The sequence below is a fragment of the Brachybacterium netajii (SeqCode) genome (assembly GCF_054114245.1).
In genome coordinates, this window is sequence record NZ_JBSYXB010000005.1 from 120058 (window position 1) to 145216 (window position 25159).

General features: G+C 73.3%; 20 protein-coding genes and 1 tRNA gene. 11 read left to right on the top strand and 10 right to left on the bottom strand.

Annotation, left to right across the window (positions count from 1 at the left end):
• Window positions 1-198: 198 nt before the first annotated feature.
• Window positions 199-2244, top strand: coding sequence for a siderophore-interacting protein (locus tag ACXET9_RS11255; RefSeq protein ID WP_457886685.1), 2046 nt, complete (start codon window positions 199-201; stop codon window positions 2242-2244).
• A gap of 91 nt (window positions 2245-2335) precedes the next feature.
• Here ACXET9_RS11255 and ACXET9_RS11260 read toward each other — a convergent pair whose 3' ends face one another.
• Window positions 2336-4501: a S9 family peptidase gene (locus ACXET9_RS11260; RefSeq protein WP_457886686.1), complete on the bottom strand. Its 2166-nt coding sequence runs from the start codon at window positions 4499-4501 to the stop codon at window positions 2336-2338.
• Window positions 4502-4677: 176 nt separating this feature from the next.
• Between ACXET9_RS11260 and ACXET9_RS11265 the strand changes: the two genes are divergently transcribed.
• Window positions 4678-5457, top strand: a complete 780-nt coding sequence (locus tag ACXET9_RS11265) for a MerR family transcriptional regulator (RefSeq protein ID WP_457886687.1) — start codon at window positions 4678-4680, stop codon at window positions 5455-5457.
• Between the two features lie 13 nt (window positions 5458-5470).
• Here the strand turns inward: ACXET9_RS11265 and ACXET9_RS11270 are convergent, their stop codons facing one another.
• Entirely contained in the window at window positions 5471-7993 is a 2523-nt protein-coding gene (locus ACXET9_RS11270) for a glycoside hydrolase family 3 protein (protein ID WP_457886688.1), read from the bottom strand.
• Window positions 7994-8318: 325 nt separating this feature from the next.
• Here ACXET9_RS11270 and ACXET9_RS11275 point away from each other — a divergent pair, with 325 nt between their 5' ends.
• The 6 genes from ACXET9_RS11275 (at window position 8319) to ACXET9_RS11300 (ending at window position 14012) form a co-directional block, all read left to right on the top strand.
• Window positions 8319-9599 carry an ABC transporter substrate-binding protein gene (locus ACXET9_RS11275; RefSeq protein WP_457886689.1) on the top strand — a complete coding sequence of 427 codons (1281 nt, stop codon included), beginning with the start codon at window positions 8319-8321 and terminating at the stop codon, window positions 9597-9599.
• 79 nt (window positions 9600-9678) lie between these two features.
• Window positions 9679-10728, top strand: a complete 1050-nt coding sequence (locus ACXET9_RS11280) for a carbohydrate ABC transporter permease (protein ID WP_457886690.1) — start codon at window positions 9679-9681, stop codon at window positions 10726-10728.
• Between the two features lie 10 nt (window positions 10729-10738).
• Window positions 10739-11647, top strand: coding sequence for a carbohydrate ABC transporter permease (locus ACXET9_RS11285; protein ID WP_457886691.1), 909 nt, complete (start codon window positions 10739-10741; stop codon window positions 11645-11647).
• Between the two features lie 94 nt (window positions 11648-11741).
• Window positions 11742-12779: a LacI family DNA-binding transcriptional regulator gene (locus ACXET9_RS11290; RefSeq protein ID WP_457886692.1), complete on the top strand. Its 1038-nt coding sequence runs from the start codon at window positions 11742-11744 to the stop codon at window positions 12777-12779.
• A gap of 219 nt (window positions 12780-12998) precedes the next feature.
• Window positions 12999-13862: a universal stress protein gene (locus tag ACXET9_RS11295; protein WP_457886693.1), complete on the top strand. Its 864-nt coding sequence runs from the start codon at window positions 12999-13001 to the stop codon at window positions 13860-13862.
• A 62-nt stretch (window positions 13863-13924) separates the two neighbouring features.
• Window positions 13925-14012: transfer RNA gene (locus ACXET9_RS11300), tRNA-Ser, on the top strand.
• 333 nt (window positions 14013-14345) lie between these two features.
• On the opposite strand, the gene ACXET9_RS11305 is transcribed toward ACXET9_RS11300, so the two are convergent.
• Window positions 14346-14618, bottom strand: coding sequence for an HPr family phosphocarrier protein (locus tag ACXET9_RS11305; protein ID WP_457886694.1), 273 nt, complete (start codon window positions 14616-14618; stop codon window positions 14346-14348).
• A gap of 440 nt (window positions 14619-15058) precedes the next feature.
• On the opposite strand from ACXET9_RS11305, the gene ACXET9_RS11310 reads away from it, so the two are divergent.
• Complete coding sequence (locus ACXET9_RS11310) at window positions 15059-15892, top strand: TetR/AcrR family transcriptional regulator (protein WP_457886695.1); 834 nt, start codon at window positions 15059-15061, stop codon at window positions 15890-15892.
• Between the two features lie 17 nt (window positions 15893-15909).
• Here ACXET9_RS11310 and ACXET9_RS11315 read toward each other — a convergent pair whose 3' ends face one another.
• From ACXET9_RS11315 to ACXET9_RS11330, 4 genes are all read right to left on the bottom strand, one after another.
• Entirely contained in the window at window positions 15910-17340 is a 1431-nt protein-coding gene (locus ACXET9_RS11315; RefSeq protein ID WP_457886696.1) for a M20/M25/M40 family metallo-hydrolase, read from the bottom strand.
• Window positions 17341-17495: 155 nt separating this feature from the next.
• Complete coding sequence (gene dps, locus ACXET9_RS11320) at window positions 17496-17987, bottom strand: DNA starvation/stationary phase protection protein Dps (RefSeq protein WP_457886697.1); 492 nt, start codon at window positions 17985-17987, stop codon at window positions 17496-17498.
• A 144-nt stretch (window positions 17988-18131) separates the two neighbouring features.
• Window positions 18132-18641: a SufE family protein gene (locus ACXET9_RS11325; RefSeq protein ID WP_457886698.1), complete on the bottom strand. Its 510-nt coding sequence runs from the start codon at window positions 18639-18641 to the stop codon at window positions 18132-18134.
• Window positions 18638-19552 carry a sulfurtransferase gene (locus ACXET9_RS11330; protein ID WP_457886699.1) on the bottom strand — a complete coding sequence of 305 codons (915 nt, stop codon included), beginning with the start codon at window positions 19550-19552 and terminating at the stop codon, window positions 18638-18640. The genes ACXET9_RS11325 and ACXET9_RS11330 overlap by 4 nt, the downstream gene beginning before the upstream one ends.
• 386 nt (window positions 19553-19938) lie before the next feature.
• Here ACXET9_RS11330 and ACXET9_RS11335 point away from each other — a divergent pair, with 386 nt between their 5' ends.
• Entirely contained in the window at window positions 19939-21276 is a 1338-nt protein-coding gene (locus ACXET9_RS11335) for an alkaline phosphatase family protein (RefSeq protein ID WP_457886700.1), read from the top strand.
• A 79-nt stretch (window positions 21277-21355) separates the two neighbouring features.
• Here the strand turns inward: ACXET9_RS11335 and ACXET9_RS11340 are convergent, their stop codons facing one another.
• From ACXET9_RS11340 to ACXET9_RS11350, 3 genes are read right to left on the bottom strand one after another with little or no spacing between them, the layout of a single operon-like run.
• The gene (locus ACXET9_RS11340) at window positions 21356-22363 is read right to left on the bottom strand and encodes an asparaginase (RefSeq protein ID WP_457886701.1); all 1008 of its coding nucleotides are present in this window, start codon (window positions 22361-22363) and stop codon (window positions 21356-21358) included.
• Window positions 22360-23067 (bottom strand): SRPBCC domain-containing protein, encoded by a 708-nt coding sequence (locus tag ACXET9_RS11345; protein ID WP_457886702.1) that lies wholly within the window; start codon window positions 23065-23067, stop codon window positions 22360-22362. The genes ACXET9_RS11340 and ACXET9_RS11345 overlap by 4 nt, the downstream gene beginning before the upstream one ends.
• Window positions 23067-24365, bottom strand: coding sequence for a 23S rRNA (uracil(747)-C(5))-methyltransferase (locus tag ACXET9_RS11350; protein ID WP_457886703.1), 1299 nt, complete (start codon window positions 24363-24365; stop codon window positions 23067-23069). Before ACXET9_RS11350 ends, ACXET9_RS11345 begins: the two co-directional genes overlap by 1 nt.
• 56 nt (window positions 24366-24421) lie before the next feature.
• Between ACXET9_RS11350 and ACXET9_RS11355 the strand changes: the two genes are divergently transcribed.
• Entirely contained in the window at window positions 24422-25087 is a 666-nt protein-coding gene (locus ACXET9_RS11355; protein ID WP_457886704.1) for a GOLPH3/VPS74 family protein, read from the top strand.
• Window positions 25088-25159: the final 72 nt, after the last annotated feature.

Consider the following 25159-nt stretch of genomic DNA (forward strand, 5'->3'; position numbering starts at 1 on the left):
GCGGGGCAGCGGTCGCGCGGTCGTGCGGCCGCGCGGTGGCACGGCCGCCGAGGCCTGAGGTGCTCGGGGCGCCCGGTCGCCCACCGGTGTCCCATGTCACCGAGGTGAGGCTGCCCTGAGTTCTTTCAGTGTGGCTAGGCTTTCGGATCAGACGCCTCGCGGTCGCACCGACCCCGTCGAGCCCGGAAGCAGGACCCGATGCCCCGCACCTCCCGCGAGATGACCATCTTCCCGATCGCTCTGCGATCGGTGACCGTGCGGGCGATCGAGGACATCACGCCGCACATGCGCCGCATCACGCTCGGCGGGCCCGACCTGGCCGCCGGCGTGCACGACGGCCACGCGATCCCCGCCTTCCGCTCCGAGGGCTTCGACGACCATGTGAAGCTCGTGCTCCCGCAGGCCGACGGCGGATTCGGGGAGGTCGGCCGACAGGACGGAGACCGCTTCGCGTGGGAGCCCGGGGTGCTGGTCGGCACCCGCGACTACACGGTCCGCCGGGTGCGCGAGGATGAGTTCGACATCGACGTCGTCGCCCACGAGGGCGGGCTCGCCGCCGAGTGGGCGCGGTCCGCCGCGGTCGGCGATCCCCTGAAGTTCGCCGGCCCGAAGATCTCCGCCTCCGTGAGCAGCGAGGTCGACTGGCATCTGCTGATCGCCGACGAGACCGCGCTGCCCGCCGTCGGCCGCTGGCTCGAGGAGGCGCCCGCGGGAGCCCGCGCGATCGTCGTGGTCGAGGTGCCCGACGCGGCGGACGTGCAGCGGATCGACACCGCCGCCGATGCCGAGCTCACCTGGCTGATCCGCCCGGAGGGCGTCGCCCCCGGCTACTCGACGCAGCTGCTGGAGGCCGTGCGCGCGCTCGAGCTGCCGGCGGGCCGCGGCTTCGCCTGGTGCGCGGGGGAGACCCTCACGATCGCCCCGATCCGCCGCCACCTGCGGGGCGAGCGCGGTCTGCCGAAGGAGGACGTCGAGGTCGTCGGCTACTGGCGCCGCACCAGCCGCGATGTCGGGAGCTCCACCTCCGGCGACGCGCACAGTGAGCCGACGGCGGCGACGGCGGCGACGGCGGCGACAGCAGCGACCGCGTCGACAGCGACAGCGACGGCGGGCCCCGGTGCCGCGACCGCCGTGGCGGGCGCCGAGCCCGAGCAGCGGTCCGCGCCCCCGAGCCCGATCGAGCTCGTGGCCCAGATCCACGAGATGGCGGAGCTGCTGCCGCCGATCGTGCTGCGCGTCGCCGTCACCCTCGGTCTTCCCGAGCTGATCGCCGGCGGCAGCGGGACGCCGGAGGCGCTCGCCACGGCGACCTCGGTGCCGCGCGCGCGGCTGGATCCGCTGCTCGAGGCGATGCAGGCGATCGGTCTCCTCGCCCGCCCGGGGGCCGAGCTGCGGCTGACGGCCCTCGGCGAGGCGCTCCTCGAGGAGGGCATCCAGGAAGATCTCCATCTGGACGTGCCCGCGAACCGCCTCGACCTGGGCCTCGTCGGACTGCTGGACGCGCTGCGCGACGGCGTGCCCGGCGGCACCAGCGCACCCACCCTGCCCCGGGCGGTGTGGACGGCGCAGGATCCCGCGCTGCGGGAATCGCTGCACGAGCGCGCCGAGGCGGATCTCGCCTACTCGCTGCAGGCCCTCGGCGAGATCCCCGCCCTCGCAGCCGCCGACACGATCGCCCTGCTCGGCGACGGCCTCGTCCCCACCGCGCAGGAGCTCCTGCGTGCGCCCGGGCGCCGCGTCGTCCTCGCCGTCCCGGAGGCCGATGCGGGAGCCGTCCGCGATCGCGTTGCGCAGCTGCCCCCGGCGCAGCGGGAGCGCATCGCCGTCGAGACCGTCGAGATCGAGGAGGCCGTCGGGCCCAGCGAGTCCGGCGAATCCGGCGCATCCGTCGAGTCCGTCGAGTCCGTCGAATCCGTCGAGCCTGGCGGTGCGGCGGCCGTGCGGCTCCCCGCGGCGGATGCGCTGCTGGTCCAGCTCTCCCTCGATGCGGCGTCCGACGAGGTCGTCGCGGCGGTCGCCGCGGCCGCGCCGGCGCATCTCGTGATCGTCACGGAGCTCTCCGACGGCGCCGCCGAGGACGACCATGCGGCCGCGCGCTCCCTCGTGGCGCTCGCCACCGGAGGGACCGCGCTGCGCACGGGAGCCCGCTGGACCGAGCTGCTGCACGCCGCCGGCTTTGCCGAGGTCGACCCGCGACCGCTGGGCTGGGGCTTCGGCCCGGCGGTCGTAGTCGCCTCCCGCTGACCGCCGCCCGCCCCGACCGGGCCCGCGGGCCCGGCCGCCCCGAGCGGGCCCGACCGGGCCCGGCCGTCGAGGCGCCCGGGAGCGCCGGCCCTCAGATCCGGGCGGTCGCGCCGATCTGGTCGAGGAGCCAGGCGAGCTCGTCGGCCCGCTGCTCCCACTTGCGGTAGCGGCCGGAGCGGCCGCCGTGGCCGGCGACCATCTCGCAGCGGAACACGATCGGCCGCTCGGCCTGGTCGGAGGCGACGGTCTCCCGCAGGCGGGCGACCCACTTGGCGGGCTCGACGAAGAACACGCGGGTGTCGTTGAGCGAGGTGGAGGCGAAGATCGCCGGGTACTCGACCGCGCGCACGTTCTCGTAGGGCGTGTACTCCTTCATGTACGCGTAGACCTCGGGGTCGTGCAGCGGGTCGCCCCACTCCTCCCATTCGCCGACGGTCAGCGGCAGCGAGGGGTCGAGGATCGTGGTGAGGGCGTCGACGAAGGGCACCCCGGCGAGGACGGCGCGGAAGCGCTCGGGGGCGAGGTTCGCGATCGCGCCCATGAGCAGGCCGCCGGCGCTGCGGCCCTCGGCCGCGAGGCGCCCCTCGGCGACGAGGCCGGTCGCGGTCAGGTGCGCGGCCGCGGCGACGAAGTCGGAGAACGAGTTCTTCTTCTCCAGCAGCTTGCCGTGGTCGTACCAGTCGCGGCCCATCTCGCCGCCGCCGCGCACATGCGCGATCGCGACGACGACGCCGCGGTCCAGCAGCGACAGCCGGCTCGGGACGAACGACGGGTCGATCGAGACCTCGTAGGAGCCGTAGCCGTAGAGGTAGCCGGGGGCGGTCCCGTCGGCCTCCACGTCGCGGCGGGAGATGACGCTCAGCGGGATCGCCGTGCCGTCGTCGGCCCGCGCCCACTCGCGCCGCTCGACGTACAGCGCGGGGTCGTACTGCGGCACCGGGGTGACGCGCAGGACGGTCGTCCCACCGGTCGCGACCTCGCGCTCGGCGATGGTCGTCGGGGTGAGCATGCTGGTGAGCTGGTAGCGGACGCTGGTGCGCTCCCAGCCGGGGTTGGTGTCCAGCTCGACGGTGTCGAGCTCGCCGCCGTGGGTGATGTCGGCGGCCTGCTCGACGAGCAGCGTGCCGTCGGCCGCGCGCGGGATCAGCCGCACGCTCGCGAGGCCGCCGCTGCGCAGCTCGAGGGCGACGAAGGAGGCGAAGGCCTCGACCGCCAGCAGGCGCTCGCCCTCGCCCGCGACCAGGAGGTCCTCCCAGACGGCCGGCTCCTCGAGGCGCGCCTGCGCGAGCGCGAAGCCGCGATGGCCGTCGTTGTGGATCACCAGCAGACGGTCGCCCGCATGCTCGATCCCGTAGTCGACGCCCTCGCGGCGCCCGCCCGCGGGGACCGGGGCCGACGACGGATCCTCGAGGTCCAGCGTCCAGGCCTCCGAGGTGGTCGACGAGCCCGCCTGGATCACGAGGGTGGAGCCGTCGCGGGAGCGGTCGAAGCCGATCATGAAGCGCTCGTCGGGCTCCTCGATCACGAGCCGGTCCTCCGCGGCGGGCGCGCCCAGGCGATGCCGCCAGATCTGGTGCTGGCGCCAGGCGTCGTCGACCCGCGCGTAGAACAGCTCCTGCTGATCGCCCGAGAAGGCGAGGCCGTAGCCGACGCCGGTGACGGCCTCGTCGACGATCTCGCCGGAGGCGAGGTCCTTCACGACGATCGTGAAGCGCTCGTCGCCGGCGGTGTCGACGGCGTAGGCGAGCAGCGTGTGGTCGGGGGAGGGGACCAGCCCGCCGAGCGAGTAGAACTCGTGGCCCGCGGCCTCGGCCTGCGCATCCAGCAGCACCTCCTCGCCGTCCAGGAGCACGCCCGGCTCGATCAGCGGGGTGCCGCCTTCGCCGCGGGGGAGGTCGTCGCGCTCGGCGACGCGCGTGAAGGCGGGGTAGTCGTTCCCCGCGGTGGTGCGGGTGATGTACCACCAGTCGTCGCGCCGCACCGGCACCGACAGGTCGGTCTCCTGGGTGTGCCCGATGAACTCCTCGACGAGCGTGCCGCGCAGCTCCTCGAGATGCGCGGTGCGGGCGTCGGCGTACGCGTTCTCCGCCTCGAGGTGGGCGATGACCTGCGGGTCCTCCTTGTCGCGGAGCCACTCGTAGGGGTCCGTGACGGTGTCTCCGTGGAAGGAGCGCTCGGTGGGCCGCCGCTCGGGGCGCGGCGGGAGGGGGAGGGCGCCGGCGGGGAGGCCGGGCTGGCTGGTGGACTCGGTGCTCATCACCCGGTGAAGCGTATCCCGCAGGGCTGACGGATCTCTCCTCGTGGGTGCAGGTGCAGGTGCAGGTGCACGTGCGGGCTTGCGCTTGACGCGACGTCAACGGACAGGCTGGATGGTGCACGGAGTCCGCAGGACCCGGGCCGAGAGGCTCGCGACCCGCAGGAGAGGAGAGGGACATGCCCGAACAGGAATGGTCGATGCGGGAGATCGTCGCGGTCACCGGCACCACCAGCCGCACGCTGCGGCACTACGACCGGGTCGATCTGCTCGTGCCGTCCCGCATCGGGCATGGCGGCCTGCGGTTCTACGACCGCGACGGCCTGCTGCGCCTGCAGCGGATCCTCGTCCTGCGGGAACTCGGCATGGGCTTGGCCGACATCGGCCGGATGCTCGGACCGGGGGATTCCCCGGCCGTCCCCGGAAAGGCCGCCGACGCGCTGCGGGAGCATCTCGCGCAGATCGAGGCGGAGCGGGGACGTCTGGCGCGGATCGCCGACTCGGTGCGCACCACCATCCGCATCATCGACGAAGGAGGCGATCTCGTGGCGAAGAGCATCTTCGACGGGTTCGACCATACGCAGCACCGCGACGAGGTGGAGGAGCGCTGGGGCCGGCAGGCCTATGCCGACTCCGACGCCTGGTACCGCTCCCTGGCACCCGGCGCGCGGACCGCCTTCGAGCGGGAGCTCGAGGCGATCGTCGCCGAGTACGCGCGGGCGCTGGACCAGCGCCTCGCGCCCGAGGATCCTGCCGTCCAGGAGATCACCGCCCGCCTGCACCGCTGGGTCGCCCAGGGCTGGGGCGGGCGCGAGCCGGGGGCGGAGGCGTTCGCCGGGATCGGCGAGCTGTACGTCGCCGACGAGCGCTTCCGCTCCGCCTTCCGGACGGCAGACGGCCACGACACCGCACCGCTCGTGCGCGATGCCATGGCCGTCTTCGCCCGCGGGCTCGGGTGAGCCGCGCCGACGGTCAGGAGGCGTCGGCTCCTGCGGCCGCAGGCTCGTCGGCGTCGCCGACGAGCCCCGCGTCCAGCAGGTACTGCAGCACGGTGCGGGCGCTGCGCTGGATCTCGCCGAGGGTGATGCCCTCGGGGAGGGCGTGGCTGTCCACGACGGCGTCCTCGCGCTCATCGCCGCTGTGCAGGATCGAGCCGGGCATCAGCACGTCCACCTGCGCGCGCACGCGGTAGGCGGAGTCCTTCAGCGCCGGGAACAGCGGGTCCTGGGCCATGGTCATCCACCAGTCGGTCATGATCGCGCCGCGGTAGTCCCACTCGCCGCGGAGGATCGTGGTGACCAGGTCGTAGTGGTAGTGCGCCCACACCCCGTTGAGGCGGTTGTACGAGGTCATGATCCAGCGCGGCGCGGCCTCGGCCACGCAGATCTCGAAGCCGCGCAGGTAGATCTCCCGCAGCGCCCGCTCGGACAGGCGGGAGTCCGCGCGCACGCGGTTGGTCTCCTGGTTGTTCGCCGCGAAGTGCTTGGGGCAGGCCGAGACGCCCTGCGACTGCACCCCGCCGACGACCGCCGCCCCCATCCGGCCCGTGATCAGCGGATCCTCCGAGAAGTACTCGAAGTTGCGCCCGCACAGGGGGTCGCGATGGATGTTCATGCCGGGGGAGAGCAGGATGTGCGACCCCTTGCGGATCATCTCCTGCCCGTGCAGGGCCGCGAGCTCGCGCACCGCCTGCGGGTCCCAGCTGGAGGCGAGGGCCGTGCCGCAGGGGAGCAGCGAGGCGTAGGCCGACAGGCGGATCCCCGAGGGGCCGTCCGTCGTCGTCGCCGCCGGGATCCCGCGCTCGCGCAGCGCCTCGGTGACGCCGCCCAGGGCGCCCGCGTTGCCGGGCGCGCCCAACGGGCTGTCCATCGTGATGTCGCCGTAGGTCAGCGAGGCCAGCTCGGAGACCGACAGCTGCGCGAGGAAGGCGTCGAGCTCGGCCCGGCCCGCGGCCACGTCCTCGAAGCGGATCGCGTCTGCCGCGGCCTCGGAACCCTCGGAACCCTCGGCGCCCTCGGCGCCCGGGGCTCCCGCGGGGGCGATCTCGGCGGGCAGGCGCGAGAGGATCCGCTCGCGCAGGTCGACGGTCGCGGTCGGCACCGGCTCGGCGCCGACGACGGCGACGCCGCGCTCATCGCGCACGACGGTGCCGTCGGCGGCCCGCTGCGGGACGATCCGGTCGAAGGGGTGCTCCGGGTTCGCGGCGGCGGCCTCCTCGAGCTGCCGCACGACCTCGAGCTCGGCGACCTCGAGGCTCCCGACGGCCGCCGCGGAGCGCACATCGGTGCCGACGAGCAGCTCATAGGCGCCGGGGACCAGCACGTACGCGCTCTTCGGGCCGACGACGCCGGCATCGTCGTAGCGGGCGAGATCCGCGAGCGGCACCGAGATCTCCACCTCGGCCGCGGCGCCCGGCTCCAGCTGCGGGGTGCGCGCGAAGCCGGCCAGCACGCGGGCCGGGGCGGGGAGCGCGGCATCGGGGCCGGCGACGTACACCTGCACGACCTCGGAGCCGGCGCGCTCGCCGGTGTTGGTGACCGTCGCGCGGACGATCGCGGTCCGGCCCGCGGCGCCCGTGGCGGCGCCCGCGGCCTCCTCGACCTGCGCGGCGATGTCGAAGGTCGTGTACCCGCGGCCGGCGCCGAAGGGGAACAGCACCGTCTCCGGGGCGAAGGTCTCGAAGTAGCGGTAGCCGACGAAGACGTCCTCGACGTAGTCGTTGGCCTCGGGATCGCCGAAGTGGGCGGAGGACGGATGGTCCTCGTAGCGGCGGGCGATGGTCGAGGCGAGGCGGCCGCCGGGCTCGAGGACGCCGGTGAGGACGTCGGCCAGGGCGCTGCCGCCCTCCATGCCGCCGAGCCAGGCGAGCACGAGCGCGTCGATCTCGAGCTCCTCGACGAAGCCGAGGTCCATGACGTTGCCGGTCGAGACGATCACGACGGTGCGCGCGAAGGCGCGCGAGACCCGCTCGAGCAGCGAGCGCTCGTCGTCGGTCAGGAGGTAGGAGCCGGGCTCGAGGGTGTTCTCGCGGTCCTCGCCGGCGGCGCGGCCGATGACCACGACGCCGACCTCGGCGCGGCGGGCCGCGGCCTCGATCGCCTCGTCCTCGAGGGGCATCTCCGGGTAGTGGCGGGGCCACTTCCCCCAGTCGATGCCCGGGTCGACGGGGTTCTCGGTGCACCAGGCGGTGTAGCGATCGGCCAGCTCGGCGTCGACGGCGACGGCGCCGGACTCCCGCAGCGAGCCGAGCAGGGTGGTGAGGTACGGGGCGTTCACGTCACCGCCGGAGCCGTAGCCGACGCAGATCCAGTCGTGCTGGACGCGGCCGAACAGGGCGACCTGCTCGCCCGCGGCGAAGGGGAGGACGCCCTCGTTCCGCAGCAGCACGGTGCCGCGCGCGGCGAGCTCATGAGCCCGTGCGACGAGCGCGGGATCGACCTCCCGATCGCCGTCGGCAGGGGCTGTGGACTGCTGGGACAGCAGCTGATCGGTCATCGTCGAGATCCTTCCGCAGGGGCTCGTTGCCGTTTCGAAACAATGTCGGAACCGTTTTCGGACTTCACGTCCGTCGCGGGGCGTGCCAAGATGGCGGCATCCTATCTGAGAGCGCTCTCATCTCAACGGTGTTTTCTGAGAGCGCTCCCGGATCGGCCGGGGGCACCGGAGCGGTGCCGCAGCAGCACCGGAGCATCACCGAAGAAGCACCGCAGCATCGCAGCACCGCACGGAAGTTCCCGACATCCCGCCCCGTCTGCACGCCCATCACGTCGAGAAGGACCTCGACGCAGCGTGCGCGAAGCACAGAACGAAGGAGTTCATCATGAGGTTCACCCGCAGGACTGCACTCACCGCCGGAGCAGCCGGCGCCGCCGTCGCCGCGACCGCGGGACTGGCCGCGTGCAGCTCCGAGTCCGACTCCGGCTCGGGCTCGGGCGACGGAGGGACGGTCGAGCTGACCGTCGGCACCTTCAACGAGTTCGGCTACGAGGACCTGCTGCCCGAGTACGAGGAGCTCACGGGCATCAAGGTCACCCAGAAGAAGGCCGCCAGCGCCGATGAGGCCCGCGCGAACCTGATGGCCGGCCTCGCCGCCGGCTCCGGCCTGTCCGACGTCGAGGGCATCGAGGTCGGCTGGTGGGCCGAGCTGCTGCAGTACGCCGACGTCTTCGAGGACCTCACCTCCGACGAGGTCGCCGGGCGCTGGCTGGACTGGAAGACCGAGGCCGCCACGATCGACGGCAAGCTCATCGGCTACGGCACCGACATCGGTCCCGAGGCCATCGCCTACCGCTCCGACCTCTTCGAGAAGGGCGGGCTGCCGACGGATCGCACCGAGGTCGCCGAGCAGCTCACCGGCGACTGGGAGAACTACTTCGAGATCGGCCGCGCCTTCACCAAGGCCTCCGGCATCCCGTGGTTCGACGGCGCCGGCGGCACCTACAACGGCATGGTGCAGCAGCTCGCCAACCCCTACGAGAACTCCGACGGCACTCCGATCCCGCTCGCGGACAACGCCGACGTGAAGGCCATCTACGACCTCCTCGTCGAGTACAAGGACATCTCCGCCGGCTACAAGCAGTGGGAGGAGGACTGGACCGCGTCCTTCCAGAACGACGGCTTCGCGAACATGCTCTGCCCGCCGTGGATGACCGGCCCGCTCTCCGGCAACGCCGACGGCGTCGTCGGCTGGGACATCGCCGACGTCTTCCCCGGCGGCGGCGGCAACTGGGGCGGCTCCTACCTGTCCGTCCCCTCCTCGGGCAAGAACATCGAGGAGGCCAAGAAGCTGGCCATCTGGCTCACCGCCCCCGAGCAGCAGATCAAGGCCTTCAAGGCGCAGGGGACCTTCCCCAGCCAGGTCGAGGCGCTCAAGAGCGAGGAGCTGCTCTCCTCCACCAACGAGTTCTTCAACGACGCGCCGGTCGGCGAGATCTTCTCCGCCCGCGCCACCGCCATCGAGACCCAGCCCTTCGTCGGGCCGAACTTCTACGTCATCAACACCGTGGTCGCCGACGCCATCACCCGCTGGGACGTCAACGGCGAGGACCCGGCCTCCTCCTGGGAGCAGGCGCTCGCCGCCTACGACGAGCTCGGTCTCTGATCCGGTCGGCCGACGGGCGGCGCTGCGGCGTCCGCCCGTCGGCCCTGCCCGGATCGAACCCGCTCGACGCGAAAGGACCATGGTGACCACCACGATGCGCTCCTCCCGGAACTCCGGCGAGGACCCCGGCCACGACAGCCGCCCCCGCACCCGCAGGGCCCCCGGCGCCCCTGCCCCCTCCGGCCGCCGCCGCTCCGACGGCCCCTCGGCCTGGACCCAGAGGATGTCCCGGGCCGACATGAAGGTCAGCCCCTACCTCTTCATCAGCCCCTTCTTCCTGCTGTTCATCGTCACGGGGCTGTTCCCGATCCTCTACACCTCGTTCGTGTCCCTGCACGACTGGGATCTGATCCGCGGCCAGGGCGAGTTCATCGGGCTGCAGAACTTCGTCGACGTGCTCGGCTCGGCGAGCTTCTACAAGGCGCTGCGCAACACCTTCTCGATCTTCCTGCTCAGCTCCGTGCCGCAGGTGATCGCCGCGATCCTCATCGCCTACGTGCTCGACGCGAACCTGCGGGCGAAGACCTTCTGGCGCATGGGCGTGCTGGTGCCGTACATCGTCGCCCCGGTGGCCGTCTCGCTGATCTTCTCGAAGATCTTCGCCGACGAGTCCGGCGTGGTGAACATGCTCCTGACGGACGTCGGGCTGCCCGCCATCGGCTGGCACAAGGACGCCCTGGCCTCCCACGTCGCGATCGCGACCATGGTCAACTTCCGCTGGACCGGCTACAACGCCCTGATCTTCCTGGCCGCCATGCAGGCGATCCCGCGGGAGGTCTACGAGGCCGCGATCATCGACGGCACCGACCGGATGGCCCGCTTCCTCCACGTGACCGTGCCGATGCTGCGCCCCACCATCATCTTCGTCGTGATCACCTCGACCATCGGCGGCCTGCAGATCTTCGACGAGCCGCGCATGTTCGACACGGGCGGACAGGGCGGCGCCTCGCGCCAATGGATGACCCTGACCATGTACCTCTACGAGCTGGGCTGGGGCCCGCAGCTCGACTTCGGCAAGGCCTCCGCCGTGGCCTGGCTGCTGTTCCTGATCATCCTGCTGATCGGCGTCGTCAACTTCCTCATCACCCGGCGGATCGCCTCCAGCGGCGCCGCCCGGTCCAAGCGGTAAGGAGCCCCGCATGCAGTCCACCGCCGCCATCGAGCAGCTCGCCGGCAAGGGCGCGGCCCGTGCGGCCCGCCGCCGCCTCAAGGGGGGCGGCGGGGTCGAGGCCCGCCCCCGCTGGTGGAACTACGTCCTCCTGGGCGTCGTGATCCTCCTGTTCATCGCCCCCCTCTACTACGCGCTGCTGCTGGCGTCCTCGGACGCCGGCACCATCGCCCGCAACCCCATCCCCTCGCTGCTGCCGCAGGGCCGGCTGTTCGAGAACCTCCAGAAGGTCGTCACCTCCGACATCAACTTCTGGCGGGCGCTGGCGAACTCGGTGATCGTCGCCGTGATCACCTCGGCCTCGGTCGTCTTCTTCGCGACCCTCGCCGGCTTCTCCTTCTCGAAGCTGCGCTTCCGCGGCCGTCGCGGCCTGCTCATGTTCGTCATCGCCACCATGGCGGTGCCGGTGCAGCTGGGCGTGATCCCGCTGTTCATCGTCATGACGAAGCTGAGCTGGGTGGGCACCCTGCAGGCCGTCATCGTGCCGGGCCTGGTGACCGCCTTCGGCGTGTTCTGGATGACCCAGTACCTCGAGGACGCCCTCCCCTTCGAGCTGATCGAGGCGGCCCGCGTCGACGGCTGCACCCTGCTGCGCACCTACTGGCACGTGGCGCTGCCGGCGGCCCGGGGAGCGGGAGCGATGCTGTTCCTGTTCACCTTCGTCGGCTCGTGGACGAACTTCTTCTGGCCGTTCATCGTCCTGCGCGGGGACAGCCTCACCCTGCCGGTCGCCCTGCAGCAGCTGCAGGCCGCGTACTTCAAGGACTACTCGCTGATCATGGCCGGTGTCGTCATCTCCGTGATCCCGCTGCTGCTGCTGTTCATCGTCGTCGGCCGCCAGCTGGTCAACGGCATCATGCAGGGCGCCGTCAAGGGGTGACCGGTCCGGCCGGGGTGGACGTTCGATGCCGCCCCGGCCGTGAGCACGGCATCATGGAGCAACTGCGCATCGACGCGCACCAAGGAGGACACCGGTGGGAGCACAGGAGCAGGACGTCGTCGTCCCGGACGCCGGGCGCGGCCCCACCCTCGAGGACGTCGCCCGGGCCTCGGGCGTCTCGCGGGCCACGGCCTCGCGGGTCGTGCGCGGCGACGCCAACGTCAGCGCCGACAAGATCGCGCTCGTGGAGCAGGCGGTCTCCGAGCTCGGATACGTCCCGAACGTCGCCGCCCGCAGCCTCGCCTCGCGGCAGACGGGGGCGGTCGCGCTGGTCGTCCCCGAGCCCGAGGCGTTCGTGTTCTCGGATCCGTTCCTCGGGGCCGCCGTCTCCGGCGTCGCCGCGGCCCTCACGGTCGCGCAGAAGCAGCTCATGCTGCTGATGAGCAGCGGACGGGCCGAGGACGATCGGCTGCGGACGTTCCTGCGCGGCGGCCACGCCGACGGGTTCGTCGTCATGTCCCACCATGAGGGCGACATCGCCCAGCAGCTCGCCTCCGACACGAAGGTGCCGATGGTGTTCATCGGCCGCCCCTCCGGGGGTCGCGACGTGCCCTACGTCGACCTCGACAACCTCGCCGGCGGGCGCATGGCCGCCCGTCGTCTCATCGAGCGCGGCTGCCGACGGATCGCGATCATCTGCGGCCCGCAGGACATGGCCGCCGCGATCGACCGCCGTCTCGGCTTCGAGAAGGAGCTCGCCGACGCCGGCCTCGCCCCCGCGGCGCTGCGCTTCGGCGACTTCACCATCGCCTCGGGGGAGCGGGAGACCGCCTCGATGCTCCGCGAGGGCCTCGAGTTCGACGCCATCTTCGCCTCGAGCGACCTCATGGCGCTCGGCGCGATGAAGAAGCTCGAGGCCGAGGGCCTGCACGTCCCCGAGGACGTCGCGATCGTCGGCTTCGACGACGTCATCTCCGCCTCCGACGACACGATCGCGCTGACGACGATCGTGAACCCCGGCCGTGAGCTCGCGCGCCGGGCGACCGAGCTGCTGATCGACCTCCTCCACGAGCGGGACGTCGAGCGGGCCATCACCCTGACCCCGCAGCTCACGGTGCGCCGCACCGCCTGAACCTCCGGCGGGGACCGTCCGCGCGGCCGAGGGGAAGCGGCCCGCGACGGTCCCCGTCGGACCCCTCCTGCCTGCGCGTCCGCCGGCCTGCTCGCCGGCTCTCCTGCCGCCCGCCGGGAGGGCCCTCGGGCCTGGTCGGGCCGCGGGACCGGGCGTACCCTGGAAGGGCGTCGGATCCCGGGGCCCCCGTCCCCGGGGCGCGCACGGGAGGTGCTGATCATGGCCGTCGACTGCACGGGCCGGATCGTGGTGGGACATGACGACTCCGCCGCCTCGATGGAGGCGATCCGCTGGGCCGCGGCCCTGGCCTCGGCGCTCGGCCGGCCGCTGCTGATCGTCCACGCCTGGAGCTGGCCGCTGTTCTCGTACGGCGTCTCGCCGGCCGGCATGGCCGACCCCGGGGCTGCTCCCCGCAACCGCGCCCTCCATCTCCTCGACCAGGCCGTCGAGGCCGCCCGCGCTACGGCCGACGGCGAGCTCGAGGTCGCCGCGGAGCTCATCCCCGGGGCCGCCCGCGAGGTGCTCGGCGACATCTCGGCGACGGCGGATCTGCTGGTCATCGGCACCCGCGGCCTCGGCGGCGTGCTCGGCACCCTCCTCGGATCCGTCGGCCGCGGACTCCTCCACGACGCCGGCTGCCCCGTCGCGATCATCCGCTCCGACCAGTACCTCGGCGGTCCCATGCTCGCGGCCTGCGACGGTTCCCTGGCCGGCGGGGAGGCCGTCGACCTGGCTGCCGACCTCGCCGCCCTCTGGCACGACGAGCTGCGCCTCCTGCACGTCGCCCCCGCCGGCGACCCGGCCGACGAGGAGGAGGCCGCCCGCGGGCGCTCGATGCTGCGGGAGGCGGGGGAGCGGGCCCGCGCCCGTCGGCCGGGCATCGCCGTCGTCGAGGACCTCGTCGCCGCACCGTCGGTCCCCGGGGCGCTGCTCGACGCCGCGACCGGCGCGCGCCTGCTGGTGCTGGGTCATCGCGGCGTCAGCCACGACCGCTTCGGCTCGACCGCGCACGCAGCCGTCGTCCACGCGACCGGCAACCTCGTGGTCGTCCGCCCCCGCCACGGCGGACGCGCCGCGGCGTGATGTGGGTCGCCTTGCGGGCCATCGGTTTGGTGGAGGGGCCGCACGTCATTAGGATGGTGGGCGGTAGCGTGTCCGAGCGGCCGAAGGTGCATCACTCGAAATGATGTGTACGGTGATCCCGTACCGCGGGTTCAAATCCCGCCGCTACCGCCGATGTGACCACTGAAGATGTCGTTCGCGAACATCTCGGAACACGGTCCCAGCAGAAGGGCCCCGGTGAGAACCGGGGCCCTTCTGCATTCCTTGCTCGTGCCCGTGCACGGCCCGTCCGATGTCGTGTCGCATCGCACCTGTCCTGCGGATTCGGGCGTCGTCGAGCGCCGGCCCGCGGGAGCGGGCATGGCCAAGTCCCCAGGTGTCGTCCGCGGTCGACGCTGCGGGCATACCCGGGCCGAGAGGCCTCCGATGCTCCGGCCCGTCGGCCCGTCGGCCCGTCGGCCCGCCGAGCCGCTGGCCGGAGGCGCTGTCGCGGAGCCCGGCGCCTCAGTACTCGTCGTCGAGATTGCGCTCCAGGAGCGCGGCGAGCGCGGCGACGGACTCCTCTGCGCCCTCGCCCTCAGCACGCAGCGTGACCTCATCGCCGTGATCGGCGCCGAGGGTGAGCAGCATGAGGATGCTCTTGGCCGGGACCGGCTCCGATCCCGCCTTCTCGATCATGACCGCGGCGGGCTGCTCCGTCGCGGCCTGGGAGAAGATCGCCGCCGGGCGGGCATGCAGCCCGCTGGTGCTCGCGATCGTCACTGTTCGCTCTGCCATCTCTGCAGCGCCTTTCTGTTCAGGGAACTCGAACCAGGGTAACGGGAGAAACCGGGAACGTCCGATCCCTCCGGCTGCGATGGACGCGCTCTCACGGGGCGGCGGACGACGGAGCCTCATCACGGAAGGGGGCGGCCTGGGCCGGGGCGGGCAAAGCGGCAGGGAAAATGGACAGGTGACTGCAAAGTCTGGTCCAAATCGTCGCCGCGTGCTACGTTCGTCCCCGTTCGTCAGGGACTGCAGCGGGTCCCCCAGGGCCCGCAGATGCCGAAGCGGCACCGTGGTCGGGCGGCCCGAGCGGCCGCCCGGCCACGTCGGGCACGCGGGCCCGGGACCAGGGCTTCCCGCTCGTCTCCCGCTCGCATCTCCTCGTCTCGTGCCCGGGATCGCCCGTGTCACCTGTGGAGCTCCGTCGGGGAGGAGCCCCCTACGATGGCCCGATGACGGCAGACGATCATGCTTCCCGCGCGCCGGACCCCCGCCCCGCCCGCACCCGGGCCGCGGTCTTCGCCGCCGCGCGGGCGCTGAGCGCCGAGGGCGCCGAGGTCACGGTCAACTCGGTGGCGCGCCGGGCGGGCATCAGCCGGGCCTCGTTCTACAGCCACTTCGGCGGGCTCGACGACCTCATCGCCGCGATGGTCGGCGAGCTGGTCACCGAGATCCGCGAGGGGGCGACCCGGCTCGCCGTCGAGGGGCACGGCATCCGCACCATCGTGCAGTTCTCGGCCGCCTCCACCGCGCGCGACGTCGTCATGCACCGCGCCTTCCTCCGCGGGGCCCTCTCCTGGCGGTTCTCCCACCGGCCCTACGTGCACCTGGTCGACCGCTACGCGGACCTCTTCGAGCTCGCCTTCGGGCTCCTCGGGGACGAGGTGCCGCCCGGGCTCCCGCGCCGCGAGTACGCGCTCTTCCTCGCCGGAGGGTTCCTGCAGGTGCTGATCGGGTGGGTGAACGCGCCCCCGGAGTCCCTCGGCCCGGTGCCCGGCACGGCCGCCGGCGGCGATGACGACGCCGACGACGTTGTCGGTGTCGATGTCGACGTCGACCGCGAGCCCACCGCGGAGGAGCGGGCCGCGATCCGCGAGCTCACCGGCACGCTCCTGCGGATCCAGCCCCCGTGGTACACCGGGATCGCCCCCGGGGACCCGCTGCCGACGACGATCGTCGGCATGGAGTCCCTGTTCGGCGAGCACCCCGCCGACGCGGAGCACCCCGCCGACGCGGAGCAGCCGGTCGACGCCGAGCCGCTCGCCGACGTCGCAGCGGAGGGCTGAGCGACCGGCCGTCGGCCTCAGCAGGTGCTGACGAGGCGCAGCAGCACGCGGGCGCCGAAGCGGACCGCCTCCACGGGGACTCGCTCGTCGACCCCGTGGAACAGGGGCGCGAAGTCGAGATCCGCCGGCAGCTGCAGCGGCGCGAAGCCGTAGCCGGTGATCCCGAGGGTGCTCAGCGGCTTGTTGTCCGTCCCGGCGCTGAGGCAGTAGGGGAGGACATGCGATCCCGGGTCCTCCGCCTGGATCGCCGCGGTCATCGCGTCGACGAGGGCGCCCTCGCGGGGCGCATCGGTGGAGGTGCCGACGAGATCGACGACGACCTCGACATGCTCGCCGACGAGCTCCTCCAGCAGGGCGAGCAGCTGCTCCTCATGCCCCGGCAGGAAGCGGCAGTCGATGCCCGCCTCGGCCGTCTGCGGGATGACGTTGACCTTGTACCCGGACTCGAGCATCGTCAGGTTCGCCGAGTCCCGCAGAGTGCCCGCGACGAACTGCCGCGCCCCGCCGAGCAGCGGCAGGAAGGCCTCGATGTCGTCCGCGTCCCAGCCGACGCCGGTGATCTCCGTGACCCCGTCGAAGAGCGCCCGCACGCTCGCGACGAACTCCTGCGGGAACTCGTGCTCGTCGATCGCGGTGATCGCCCGGGCGAGGCGGACGATCGCGTTCTCGTCGTTGGGCACGGAGCCGTGGCCCGCGCGGCCGTGGGCGCGCAGGCGCCCCCAGATCAGGCCCTTCTCCGCGGTCTGCAGGAGATAGGCGCGCACATCCTTCCCGGTGTCCTTCTCCGGCAGGGTGATCGAGTAGCCGCCGACCTCGCTGATCGCCTCGGTGTACCCGGCGAACAGCTCGGGGTGATGGTCCACGAGCCACTGCGCGCCCCAGACGCTGCCGTTCTCCTCGTCGGCGAAGAAGGCGAACAGCAGATCCCGCGGCGGACGCTGACCGGTGCGGGCGAGATGCCGTGCGAGCGCCAGCATCATCCCGACCATGTCCTTCATGTCCACGGCGCCGCGGCCGTAGATCATCCCGTCGCGGAGCTCCGCGGAGAACGGGTCGACCGACCAGTCCTCGGCGCGCGCCGGGACCACGTCGAGGTGCCCGTGGATGATCAGCCCGCCGCGCGGTTCGCCGGCCCCATCGACTCCATCGACTCCATCGACTCCATCGACTCCGTCGGCCCCGCGGGCCCCGTCGGCCGACGCCTCGCCGGGGATCTCGACGATCACGCTGGTGCGGGTCGGCGCGGAGTCGAAGGTGCGCGGCTCCAGACCGACCTCGCGCAGCCGCTCGACGACGTAGGCGGCGGCCTCCGCCTCGCCGCGGCCCCAGGTCTCCGGATCGTTCCCTCCGAAGTTGGTGGTGTCGATGCGGATCAGCTCGCGGGTGAAGCGCACCGCTTCGTCCTGCAGGGTCTCGAGCTGCTCGGGCGTGGGCGCGGCGATCGGCATGCGGGATGGCTCCTCGGGTCGGGGCGGGGTCGGGGATCGGGGCTCAGGTGTCGCGGCGGCGGATGAGCGGAGGGCGGGCACCGATCACGGTACCCGCCCTCCGTGGCGCTCAGGCCTGGGCGTTCGACCTCGGACGTCCGTCCGGGCCGGGCGGATCAGCTCTGCGACCCCTCGAGATGGGCGCGGAGGAACCACTGGAACAGCTCCAGCTCACGGGTCTGGGCGATGAGCAGGTCCTCGGTCAACGGATCCAGCTCGCCGGCCAGGGTGATCGCCTTGCGGTTCGAGGCGATGACCCCCTCGTACACCTCGTTCAGCGCCGCCAGGTGCTCCTGCGTGCTCGCCTTGCCCAGCGCATAGTCGCTCCAGCCGCGCTCGGCGACCAGGCGGCCCGGGGTGCCGACGGGCGACGCGCCCAGCTGCGCGATGCGCTCGGCGACCTCGTCGGAGAACCCGCGCACCAGCGCCACCTGCGGATCGATCATCTCGTGGACCGCGATGAACTGCGGTCCCGTCACGTTCCAGTGCGCATGCTTGAGCGTCAGGTGGAGGTCGTTCATCGCATGCAGGCGATCCTGCAGCGCCTCCACCAGCCGCAGCGAATCCTCCGTGCCGAGGCCAGGGATGGTGTATACGAGGTCAGCCATGTCATCTCCTCTGATCGGGTCGTCGGGCCGTCGCAGGGAGCATCCGGAGAAGCGGTCCGGGGGAGCATCGGCGACGGCCGCCGGACTCTTCACGCTACTGCCCGAGGGCAGTGATCACCAGGGCCGGAGGTCCGCCGGGTCGGGTCAGAGGCCGGCCTTGGCGGCGAGCTGCCGCTTGATGCGGGCGAGCATGCCGCCCATGCCGTTCAGCCGCAGCGGGCTGACGACCTCGGCGAGGCCGAGCTCGTGGGTGACCTGCTCGGGCGTGTCCAGGACCTCGCCGACGGTGCGGCCGTCGAGGGTCTCCGCCAGGATCGAGGCGAAGCCGCGGGTCGTCGGAGCCTCCGGCGGGGCCGAGAAGAACAGGTGCGCGACGGCCTCGCGGCCCGTGCCCTCGACCTCGGCGATCAGGAAGATCGGCGACTGGCACTCGGGGACCGGCTCCAGCAGCTCGGGATGCTCGGCGAAGCGGGCGGGCAGCTCGGGCAGGCTGTCGGAGAACTCCAGCAGCAGCTGCAGGCGGTCACGCCCGGTGAGGGCGTGGAAGTCCTCGGAGAGCTCCCGGAACGCCTCCGGCAGCTCGACGTCGGAGCCGGACGCGCCGGAGCCGGACGTGCCGGCCCCGGACGCGGAGGATGCGGGCGATGCGGTCATCGGCCGGGCACCTCGCCGGGCTCGGTGCCGACGGCGATGGGCAGGCGCACGGCGTTGCCCCACTCGGTCCAGGAGCCGTCGTAGTTGCGCACGTCCTCGAAGCCGAGGAGGTAGCGCAGCACGAACCAGGTGTGCGAGGAGCGCTCGCCGATGCGGCAGTAGGCGATCACCGGGGCGTCGGCGGTGAAGCCGAGCTCGTCCTGGTAGATCGCCGCGAGCTCGGCGCGGGGCTTGAAGCGGCCGTCCTCGGCGGCGGCGCGGGCCCACGGCACGGACAGCGCGGTGGGGATGTGGCCGCCGCGGACGGTGCCCTCCTGCGGGTAGTCGGGCATGTGGGTGCGCTCGCCGGTGAACTCCTGCGGGGAGCGCACGTCGACGAGCTGGCCGCCGAGGAAGTCCAGGACGTCCTCGCGGTAGGCGCGGATGGGGGCGTCCTCGCGCTCGACGACCGGGTAGCCGGTGGTCGCGGCGGGGATGCCGTCGTCGGACCGGGTCATCTCGCGGCCCTCGGCCTGCCAGGCGGAGCGGCCGCCGTCGAGGAGGCGGACGTCGGGGTGGCCGAACAGCTCGAACACCCACAGGGCGTAGGCGGCCCACCAGTTCGACTTGTCGCCGTAGATCACGACGGTGGTGTCGCGGGAGATGCCGGAGGCGTCCATGAGCGCGGCGAAGCCGGCGCCGTCGACGTAGTCGCGGGTGACGGGATCGTTGAGGTCCAGGTGCCAGTCGATCTTCACGGCGCCGGGGATGTGTCCGGTCTCGTAGAGCAGCACGTCCTCGTCGGACTCGACGACGACCAGTCCGTCGGTGTCGCCGGCGGCGAGCCGGTCGGCCAGCCACTGCGTCGTCACCAGCTTCTCGGGGTGGGCGTACTCCTGCAGGGAGGGGGCGGGGTCAGCAGCAACGGGCACGATCGCACCTTTCGATCACTGGATTGGACTGGGTCCAGTCTGTCACCCGGCGGGTCATAACGGGGAGTGGGGTCGGCCATTGTGTCCGCGGATGTGATCCGCGAGGCGCCGGGCCGCTCGTCGGAGCCCGTCCGGCCGACGCCCGCCGTCGCCCGCCGATGCCCGCCGACGCCCGCCGTCGGGCGCACGGCAGGGGTGAACGCGCTGGGCCGGCGAGTTCGGGCGAGGTTCACCTCCGCGACCCCGGGGCGTGGCGCGAGGCCTCTAGCGTGGCGGTGTCCGCCATGGCGACCGATGCCGATCGCGGGGACGACCGCGCTCCCCGTCGGCGCTGTCGTCGTCGGGAGCCGCCCGGCTCCCGCGCCCTCCGGCCCCAGGAGCACGCCATGTCCTCGACCCCGACCCCGTCCTCGTCCTCGTCGATGAGCCGCCTGATCGTCGTCTCGGTCGACGGGATGAGCGCCGTCGACGTGCCCTTCGCGAGCACGCTGCCGGGCTTCGCCCGGGTCCTCGAAGGAGCCTGGGGGAGCGCCGAGTCGATCTACCCGACCGTGACGTACCCGAACCACACCTCGCAGACCACGGGCCGCTTCGCCGCCGGCCACGGGGTCTACGCCAACGAGCCGGTGCAGCCGGGCGCCCGCCGTCCCGACTGGTTCTGGGACTCCCGCGCGGTCACCGCGCCCACGCTCTTCGACCTCGCCGCCGAGGCCGGCCTGGTCAGCGCCGCCGTCGGCTGGCCCGTCACCGGCTGGTCGGAGTCGATCGACCTCGCCGTCCCCGAGATCTGGGATCCGGACGGCCTCTCGGAGACCCTCGGCCTGCTGCGGGACGCCTGCTCGGACCGCGGGCGCCCCTACGTCGACCGCCACAGCGGCCGCATCGGCTGGGACGGCGGGCCGGTCTTCGACCGCTTCGTCGTCGACGTCGCCGTCGACATGATCCGCCGCGAGGCCCCGGACCTGCTGTTCGTCCACCTCGCCGGCGTCGACTCCGCCCGTCACACGACCGGCCGCTTCAGCCACGAGGTGCGCGAGGCCTTCCAGGGCGTCGACCGCGGGATCACCCGCATCCTCGCGGCCCTCGACGAGACCGGCCTCGCGGACACCACCAACATCGCGATCGTCTCCGACCACGGGCATGCGGAGGTCGGCCGCAGCTTCCGGCCCAACGTGCTGCTGGTCGAGGAGGGCCTCGTGCGCCTCGACGAGAGCGGCGAGGTCGCCGACTGGGACGCCTGGGTCCACGGCAGCGGCCTCACGGGGCTGCTGCACATCAGCCCCCTCGCCGACGGCGCCGCCCGCGCGCGGGTCCTCGCGCTCGTCGAGCGCTGGGTCGACGACCCCGAGGTCCCCGTCGACGCCTTCCGCCCCCTCGACGACATGTTCGAGGACTACGGCTACCTCGGTCCCTTCCTCGGCGTCCTCGAGGGCACCGCCGGCACCATCATCCAGCACCTCTGGGAGGGGCGCGCGCAGTACGGCCGGCTCGACGCCGACTACGGCTCCCTGCTGAGCCAGCACGGGCACCTCCCCGAGCAGGACATCCAGCCGGTCTTCGCCATGTGCGGGCCCGACATCGCCGAGGGCGTGCGCTTCACCCGCTGCACGATCACCGACGAGGCGGTCACCTTCGCCCGTCTGCTGGGGCTCGAGATCCCCGCGGCCGACGGCGCCGTCGTCGAGGAGATGCTGCGGGCCGAGGCCCCGGTCCCGGCGGCCTGAGACGTCGGCCCGGCCCCGCGGTTGCGCGAGGCCCGGCCCCGCGGCCGCGCGAGCCGGGTCCGGCCGACGCACGGACCTCTCAGTACGCGTAGTGCGCGAACTCGGCGCGGACCCGGCCCGGGTCCGCGCCGTCGGCGAGCAGGGCCTGCAGCAGCAGGCGCGCCTTCTGCGCCGGGAGCGCCCCGGCCATGACCGCGCCGTTCGCGATCAGGTCGACCTCGCTGCCCGGATAGTCGTAGTGGTGGGTCGAGGTGCCGCCGCGGGCGACGCGGGTCGCGACGACGACGGGGACGCCCGCGTCCACGAGCGAGCGCAGCCGCGGGACCGCGGGCGCCGCCACATGCCCCACGCCCGTGCCCGCGACGACCAGCCCGTCCAGGCTCCCGGCGGGGAGGGCGTCGAGCAGGGCGAGCTCCTCGCCGATCCCCGCCATCAGCATCGGCACCCGCGGCAGCACGGCCGGGAGGTCCCCGCCGATCACGGCAGGGCGCGCGAGCGGCCGGTAGAGGAGCCGCACGTCGGCCCCGTCGGCCACGTCGACCAGGCCGACCGGCCCCGAGGGCTCCGAGGCGAAGGCGCCGATGGAGCGGGAGGAGGCCTTGCCGACCCGGTCGGCGAGGTGCACGAACGCGTCGAGCACCACCAGCACGCCCAGGCCCCGGGCCGACGGCGCCGCCGCGGTGCGCACGGCGTCGCGGAGGTTCGCGGGCCCGTCGGCCCCGGGCGCGTTCGCCGGACGCATCGCGCCCGTCAGCACGAGCGGCGCCTCGCGCTCCCAATGCCGGTTCAGCAGGAAGGCGGACTCCTCGAGGGTGTCGGTGCCATGGCTGAGGACGACCCCCGCGGCGCCCTCGTCCACGGCCCGGCGGGCCTGCGCGAGCGCGCGGGCGAGATGCTCGGGGAGGATCGAGGAGGAGCCGACGTTCGCGACCTCCCGATGCTCGACCGCGATGCCGTCGACGAGGGAGCGGGCGAGGTCGGCGCCGGCGGCGTCGTCGGGCGCGGCCCTGCCGCCCGAGGCGTCCTGATGCATGAAGATCGTGCCGCCGGTGGAGAGCAGCAGCACGCGGGGGCGCGGTGGGGTCATGCGGTCGGGGGCTCCTCGGTCGGGGCGTCGGACGGCTGAGCCGCCGGGTCGTCGGACGGACGAGCCGCCGGGTCTCCGGCCGGCTGCTCGCCGAGATAGGCGGCGGCGGTGCGCGCGGCGCGGGCGCGTGCGGTCTCGGGGTCGGCGCCGCCGATGATGTCCGCCTCGGCCCAGGCCGCGGCGGTGTCGCGGGTGAACTGCGCGGCCTCCGGGGAGGTCGCCCAGCCGGCGAGGGCCTGCTGCTGGTCGACCTCGGGGTCCGCCAGATGCCGGACCAGCGCGAACAGCGCGCCCTCCCAGCCGCAGCCCGTCGCCGCCGGCCCGTAGGTCGCCCAGTGCTCGTCGTGCGGGAGATGGTGGAGCAGGCTCAGCCGCGTCCGATCTCGCATCCGCCCCAGCACCACCTCGACCTCGCTGCCCGGCATCCCCGCGGACTCCCACGTCAGCACCAGGCGCAGCGGATGATCGGCGCGGACGATCCGTCCGCTCACCCCCATCTCGGCCAGCGCGAAGCGCCCGCCCTCGCGGAGGGTGCCCGTCGGCCGGAGGAACCAGGAGGCCAGCCGGTCGGGATCGGTGAGCGCCGCCCACACGTCGACCGCGGCGGCGGACAGCTCCTGGTCGAGGGCGACGATGCTCCCGCCGCCCTCGGTCAGGACGCGTCGGCGGACATCGCGCAGCTGGGACGCGGGGGACGGGGTCATCACGGCTCCTGACGGGTCGCGGGCTCCTGCGGGGCCGACGGATCGATCCTGCGCAGGCGGACGATCACCTCAGCATGCTCGGTGTGCGGGAACATGTCGACATAGGCGCCCCGCACGATCCGCAGCGACGGCATGGCCTGCAGGTCCGTCGCGAGCGTCGCCGGATTGCAGCTCGAGTAGACGACATCGCGGATCCCCGAGCCCTCGAGCCAGGCGGCGAGGCGCTCGCCGATCCCGCGCCGCGGCGGGTTCACGACCACCACGTCCGGCGGGCCGGCGGGGGAGTCTCCGGCCTCGCGGATCGCCCAGGCGGTCGCGTCGTCGGCGAGGAAGGTCGGTGCCGCGCCGGGCGCGAGCTCGCCGGCGGCGGTCATCGCCGCCGCGGCCTCCTGCGCGCCGTCGATCGCCTGCTCCGACACCTCCACGCCCGTGACCTGCGCCGACGGGACCGCGCGGGCGATGTGCAGGGCGAAGCCGCCGAGACCGCAGTACAGATCCCACAGGCGGAGCGGCGCGGCCGATGCGGTGCCGGGGTCCGCGTCCGCGGCGCGCTGCTGCGCGATCTCGGCGATCTCGGCGACCTCTGCGATCTCGGCGACCCAGGCGGCGGCCCGGCGGTAGAGCTCCCCGGCGACGACCGTGTCGGTCTGCAGGAACGACTGCGGACGGGCCTGCAGGGTGACGTCCCCGGTGCGGATCGCGATCGAGGCGGCGCCCGCGAGCGGGATCTCCTGCTCGCCCTCGACGCGGGTCGTATGGTCCGGATGCAGGTTCGCGCTGACCGCGACGATCGACGGGTGCGCGGCGAGCAGGCGCGGCAGATGCTCGCGGATCCGCTCCAGCGCCCGGTCGCTGCGCAGCACCAGGCGCACCCCATGCTCACCGTCGGGCGAGGCGGTGACCAGCACGTTCTTGAGCTCGCCGCGGCGTCGGGCCACGTCGTACGGCGGCACCTGCGCGCGCCGGACGAGCGCCTTCACGCCCTCGAGGACCTCCTCGACGCCCGCGGGGTAGAGGGGGCAGTCGCTGAGGTCGGCGGTCGTCGGCTGCCCGGGCAGGCCCAGCACCGGCGCCTGCGCCGTGCCCGCGACGGCCATCTTCCCGCGCGCCCGGAAGCCCGCCTCGGGGCCGACGATCGGCGCGTCCCAGACGGACCCGTCGGCCGACGAGGCGCCGGCGAGATACGGGGCGAGGAGCGTCTCGACGCGGGCGCGCCCCTCGACCACCTGGCGGTCGTGGGGGATCGCCAGGAGGGTGCAGGAACGGCACTCCCCGGCGTCGAAATGATGGCACTGCACCCGGCGAGTCTACGGGCCGCCGCCCGCGCGTCCCGTCCGCGCGCGACACTGGAGGCATGAGCACGTCGACGATCATCCCCGGGGAGCTGTTCCTCCTGCTCACCAACGATGCAGGTCGCCAGGACTCCACGCAGTTCCGGCGCCTCGCCCTCGCCGCCGCGGCGGTCGCGGAGCTGGCGCTGCGCGACCGCATCCGCCTCGACGAGGCCCGCAGTCCGCGCGTCGAGGTCCTCGACGCCTCGCCGACGGGCGAGCCCGTCCTCGACGCCGCCCTCGAGGGTCTCGTCGACCTGAACTCGCCGCGCCTGCGCGGGGCGCTGTCCTCGCGTCTGCTGGACCTCACCGAGGTCATCGGGGACGAGCTCGCGGCGGCGGGCGCGGTGCGCCGCAAGGACGGATGGTTCCTGACGTCCTGGCCGACGGCGGACCCGGGGCTCGAGCAGGCTCTGCGCCGGCGTCTCGCGAGGGCGATCGCGGAGCCCGCGTCCGCGAGCGTCCAGGACGCGATCCTGCTGGAGCTCCTGCTCGCCCAGCGCATCGGGCATCGCATCCTCCGCGATGAGATCGGCGCGATGAGCCGGCGCGAGCTCGAGCGGGTGGTCGACGGCTTCCGCATCGACGACCCGACGGCGGCGGCGCTGCGCGCGATCATCGACCAGACCGCGGCGGCGCTCGTCGCGGCGACCGCCGTGGCCGGCGGGGTGGCGGCGGCGGGCGGGTGAGGCGCGGCACCGGACCGGCGGCCGACGTGGCCGTGCGGGGTCGGGGCCTCATGGGCCCGTGTCGGGATTGCC

Coding starts and splice junctions, on each gene's coding strand:
- ACXET9_RS11255 (WP_457886685.1), top strand. CDS start 199: ATGCCCCGCACCTCCCGCGAGATGACCATCTTCCCGATCGCTCTGCGA.
- ACXET9_RS11325 (WP_457886698.1), bottom strand. CDS start 18,641: ATGACCGCATCGCCCGCATCCTCCGCGTCCGGGGCCGGCACGTCCGGC.
- ACXET9_RS11355 (WP_457886704.1), top strand. CDS start 24,422: ATGAGCACGTCGACGATCATCCCCGGGGAGCTGTTCCTCCTGCTCACC.
- ACXET9_RS11345 (WP_457886702.1), bottom strand. CDS start 23,067: ATGACCCCGTCCCCCGCGTCCCAGCTGCGCGATGTCCGCCGACGCGTC.
- ACXET9_RS11305 (WP_457886694.1), bottom strand. CDS start 14,618: ATGGCAGAGCGAACAGTGACGATCGCGAGCACCAGCGGGCTGCATGCC.
- ACXET9_RS11335 (WP_457886700.1), top strand. CDS start 19,939: ATGTCCTCGACCCCGACCCCGTCCTCGTCCTCGTCGATGAGCCGCCTG.
- ACXET9_RS11265 (WP_457886687.1), top strand. CDS start 4,678: ATGCCCGAACAGGAATGGTCGATGCGGGAGATCGTCGCGGTCACCGGC.
- ACXET9_RS11310 (WP_457886695.1), top strand. CDS start 15,059: ATGACGGCAGACGATCATGCTTCCCGCGCGCCGGACCCCCGCCCCGCC.
- ACXET9_RS11280 (WP_457886690.1), top strand. CDS start 9,679: ATGGTGACCACCACGATGCGCTCCTCCCGGAACTCCGGCGAGGACCCC.
- dps (WP_457886697.1), bottom strand. CDS start 17,987: ATGGCTGACCTCGTATACACCATCCCTGGCCTCGGCACGGAGGATTCG.
- ACXET9_RS11275 (WP_457886689.1), top strand. CDS start 8,319: ATGAGGTTCACCCGCAGGACTGCACTCACCGCCGGAGCAGCCGGCGCC.
- ACXET9_RS11340 (WP_457886701.1), bottom strand. CDS start 22,363: ATGACCCCACCGCGCCCCCGCGTGCTGCTGCTCTCCACCGGCGGCACG.
- ACXET9_RS11285 (WP_457886691.1), top strand. CDS start 10,739: ATGCAGTCCACCGCCGCCATCGAGCAGCTCGCCGGCAAGGGCGCGGCC.
- ACXET9_RS11260 (WP_457886686.1), bottom strand. CDS start 4,501: ATGAGCACCGAGTCCACCAGCCAGCCCGGCCTCCCCGCCGGCGCCCTC.
- ACXET9_RS11315 (WP_457886696.1), bottom strand. CDS start 17,340: ATGCCGATCGCCGCGCCCACGCCCGAGCAGCTCGAGACCCTGCAGGAC.
- ACXET9_RS11295 (WP_457886693.1), top strand. CDS start 12,999: ATGGCCGTCGACTGCACGGGCCGGATCGTGGTGGGACATGACGACTCC.
- ACXET9_RS11270 (WP_457886688.1), bottom strand. CDS start 7,993: ATGACCGATCAGCTGCTGTCCCAGCAGTCCACAGCCCCTGCCGACGGC.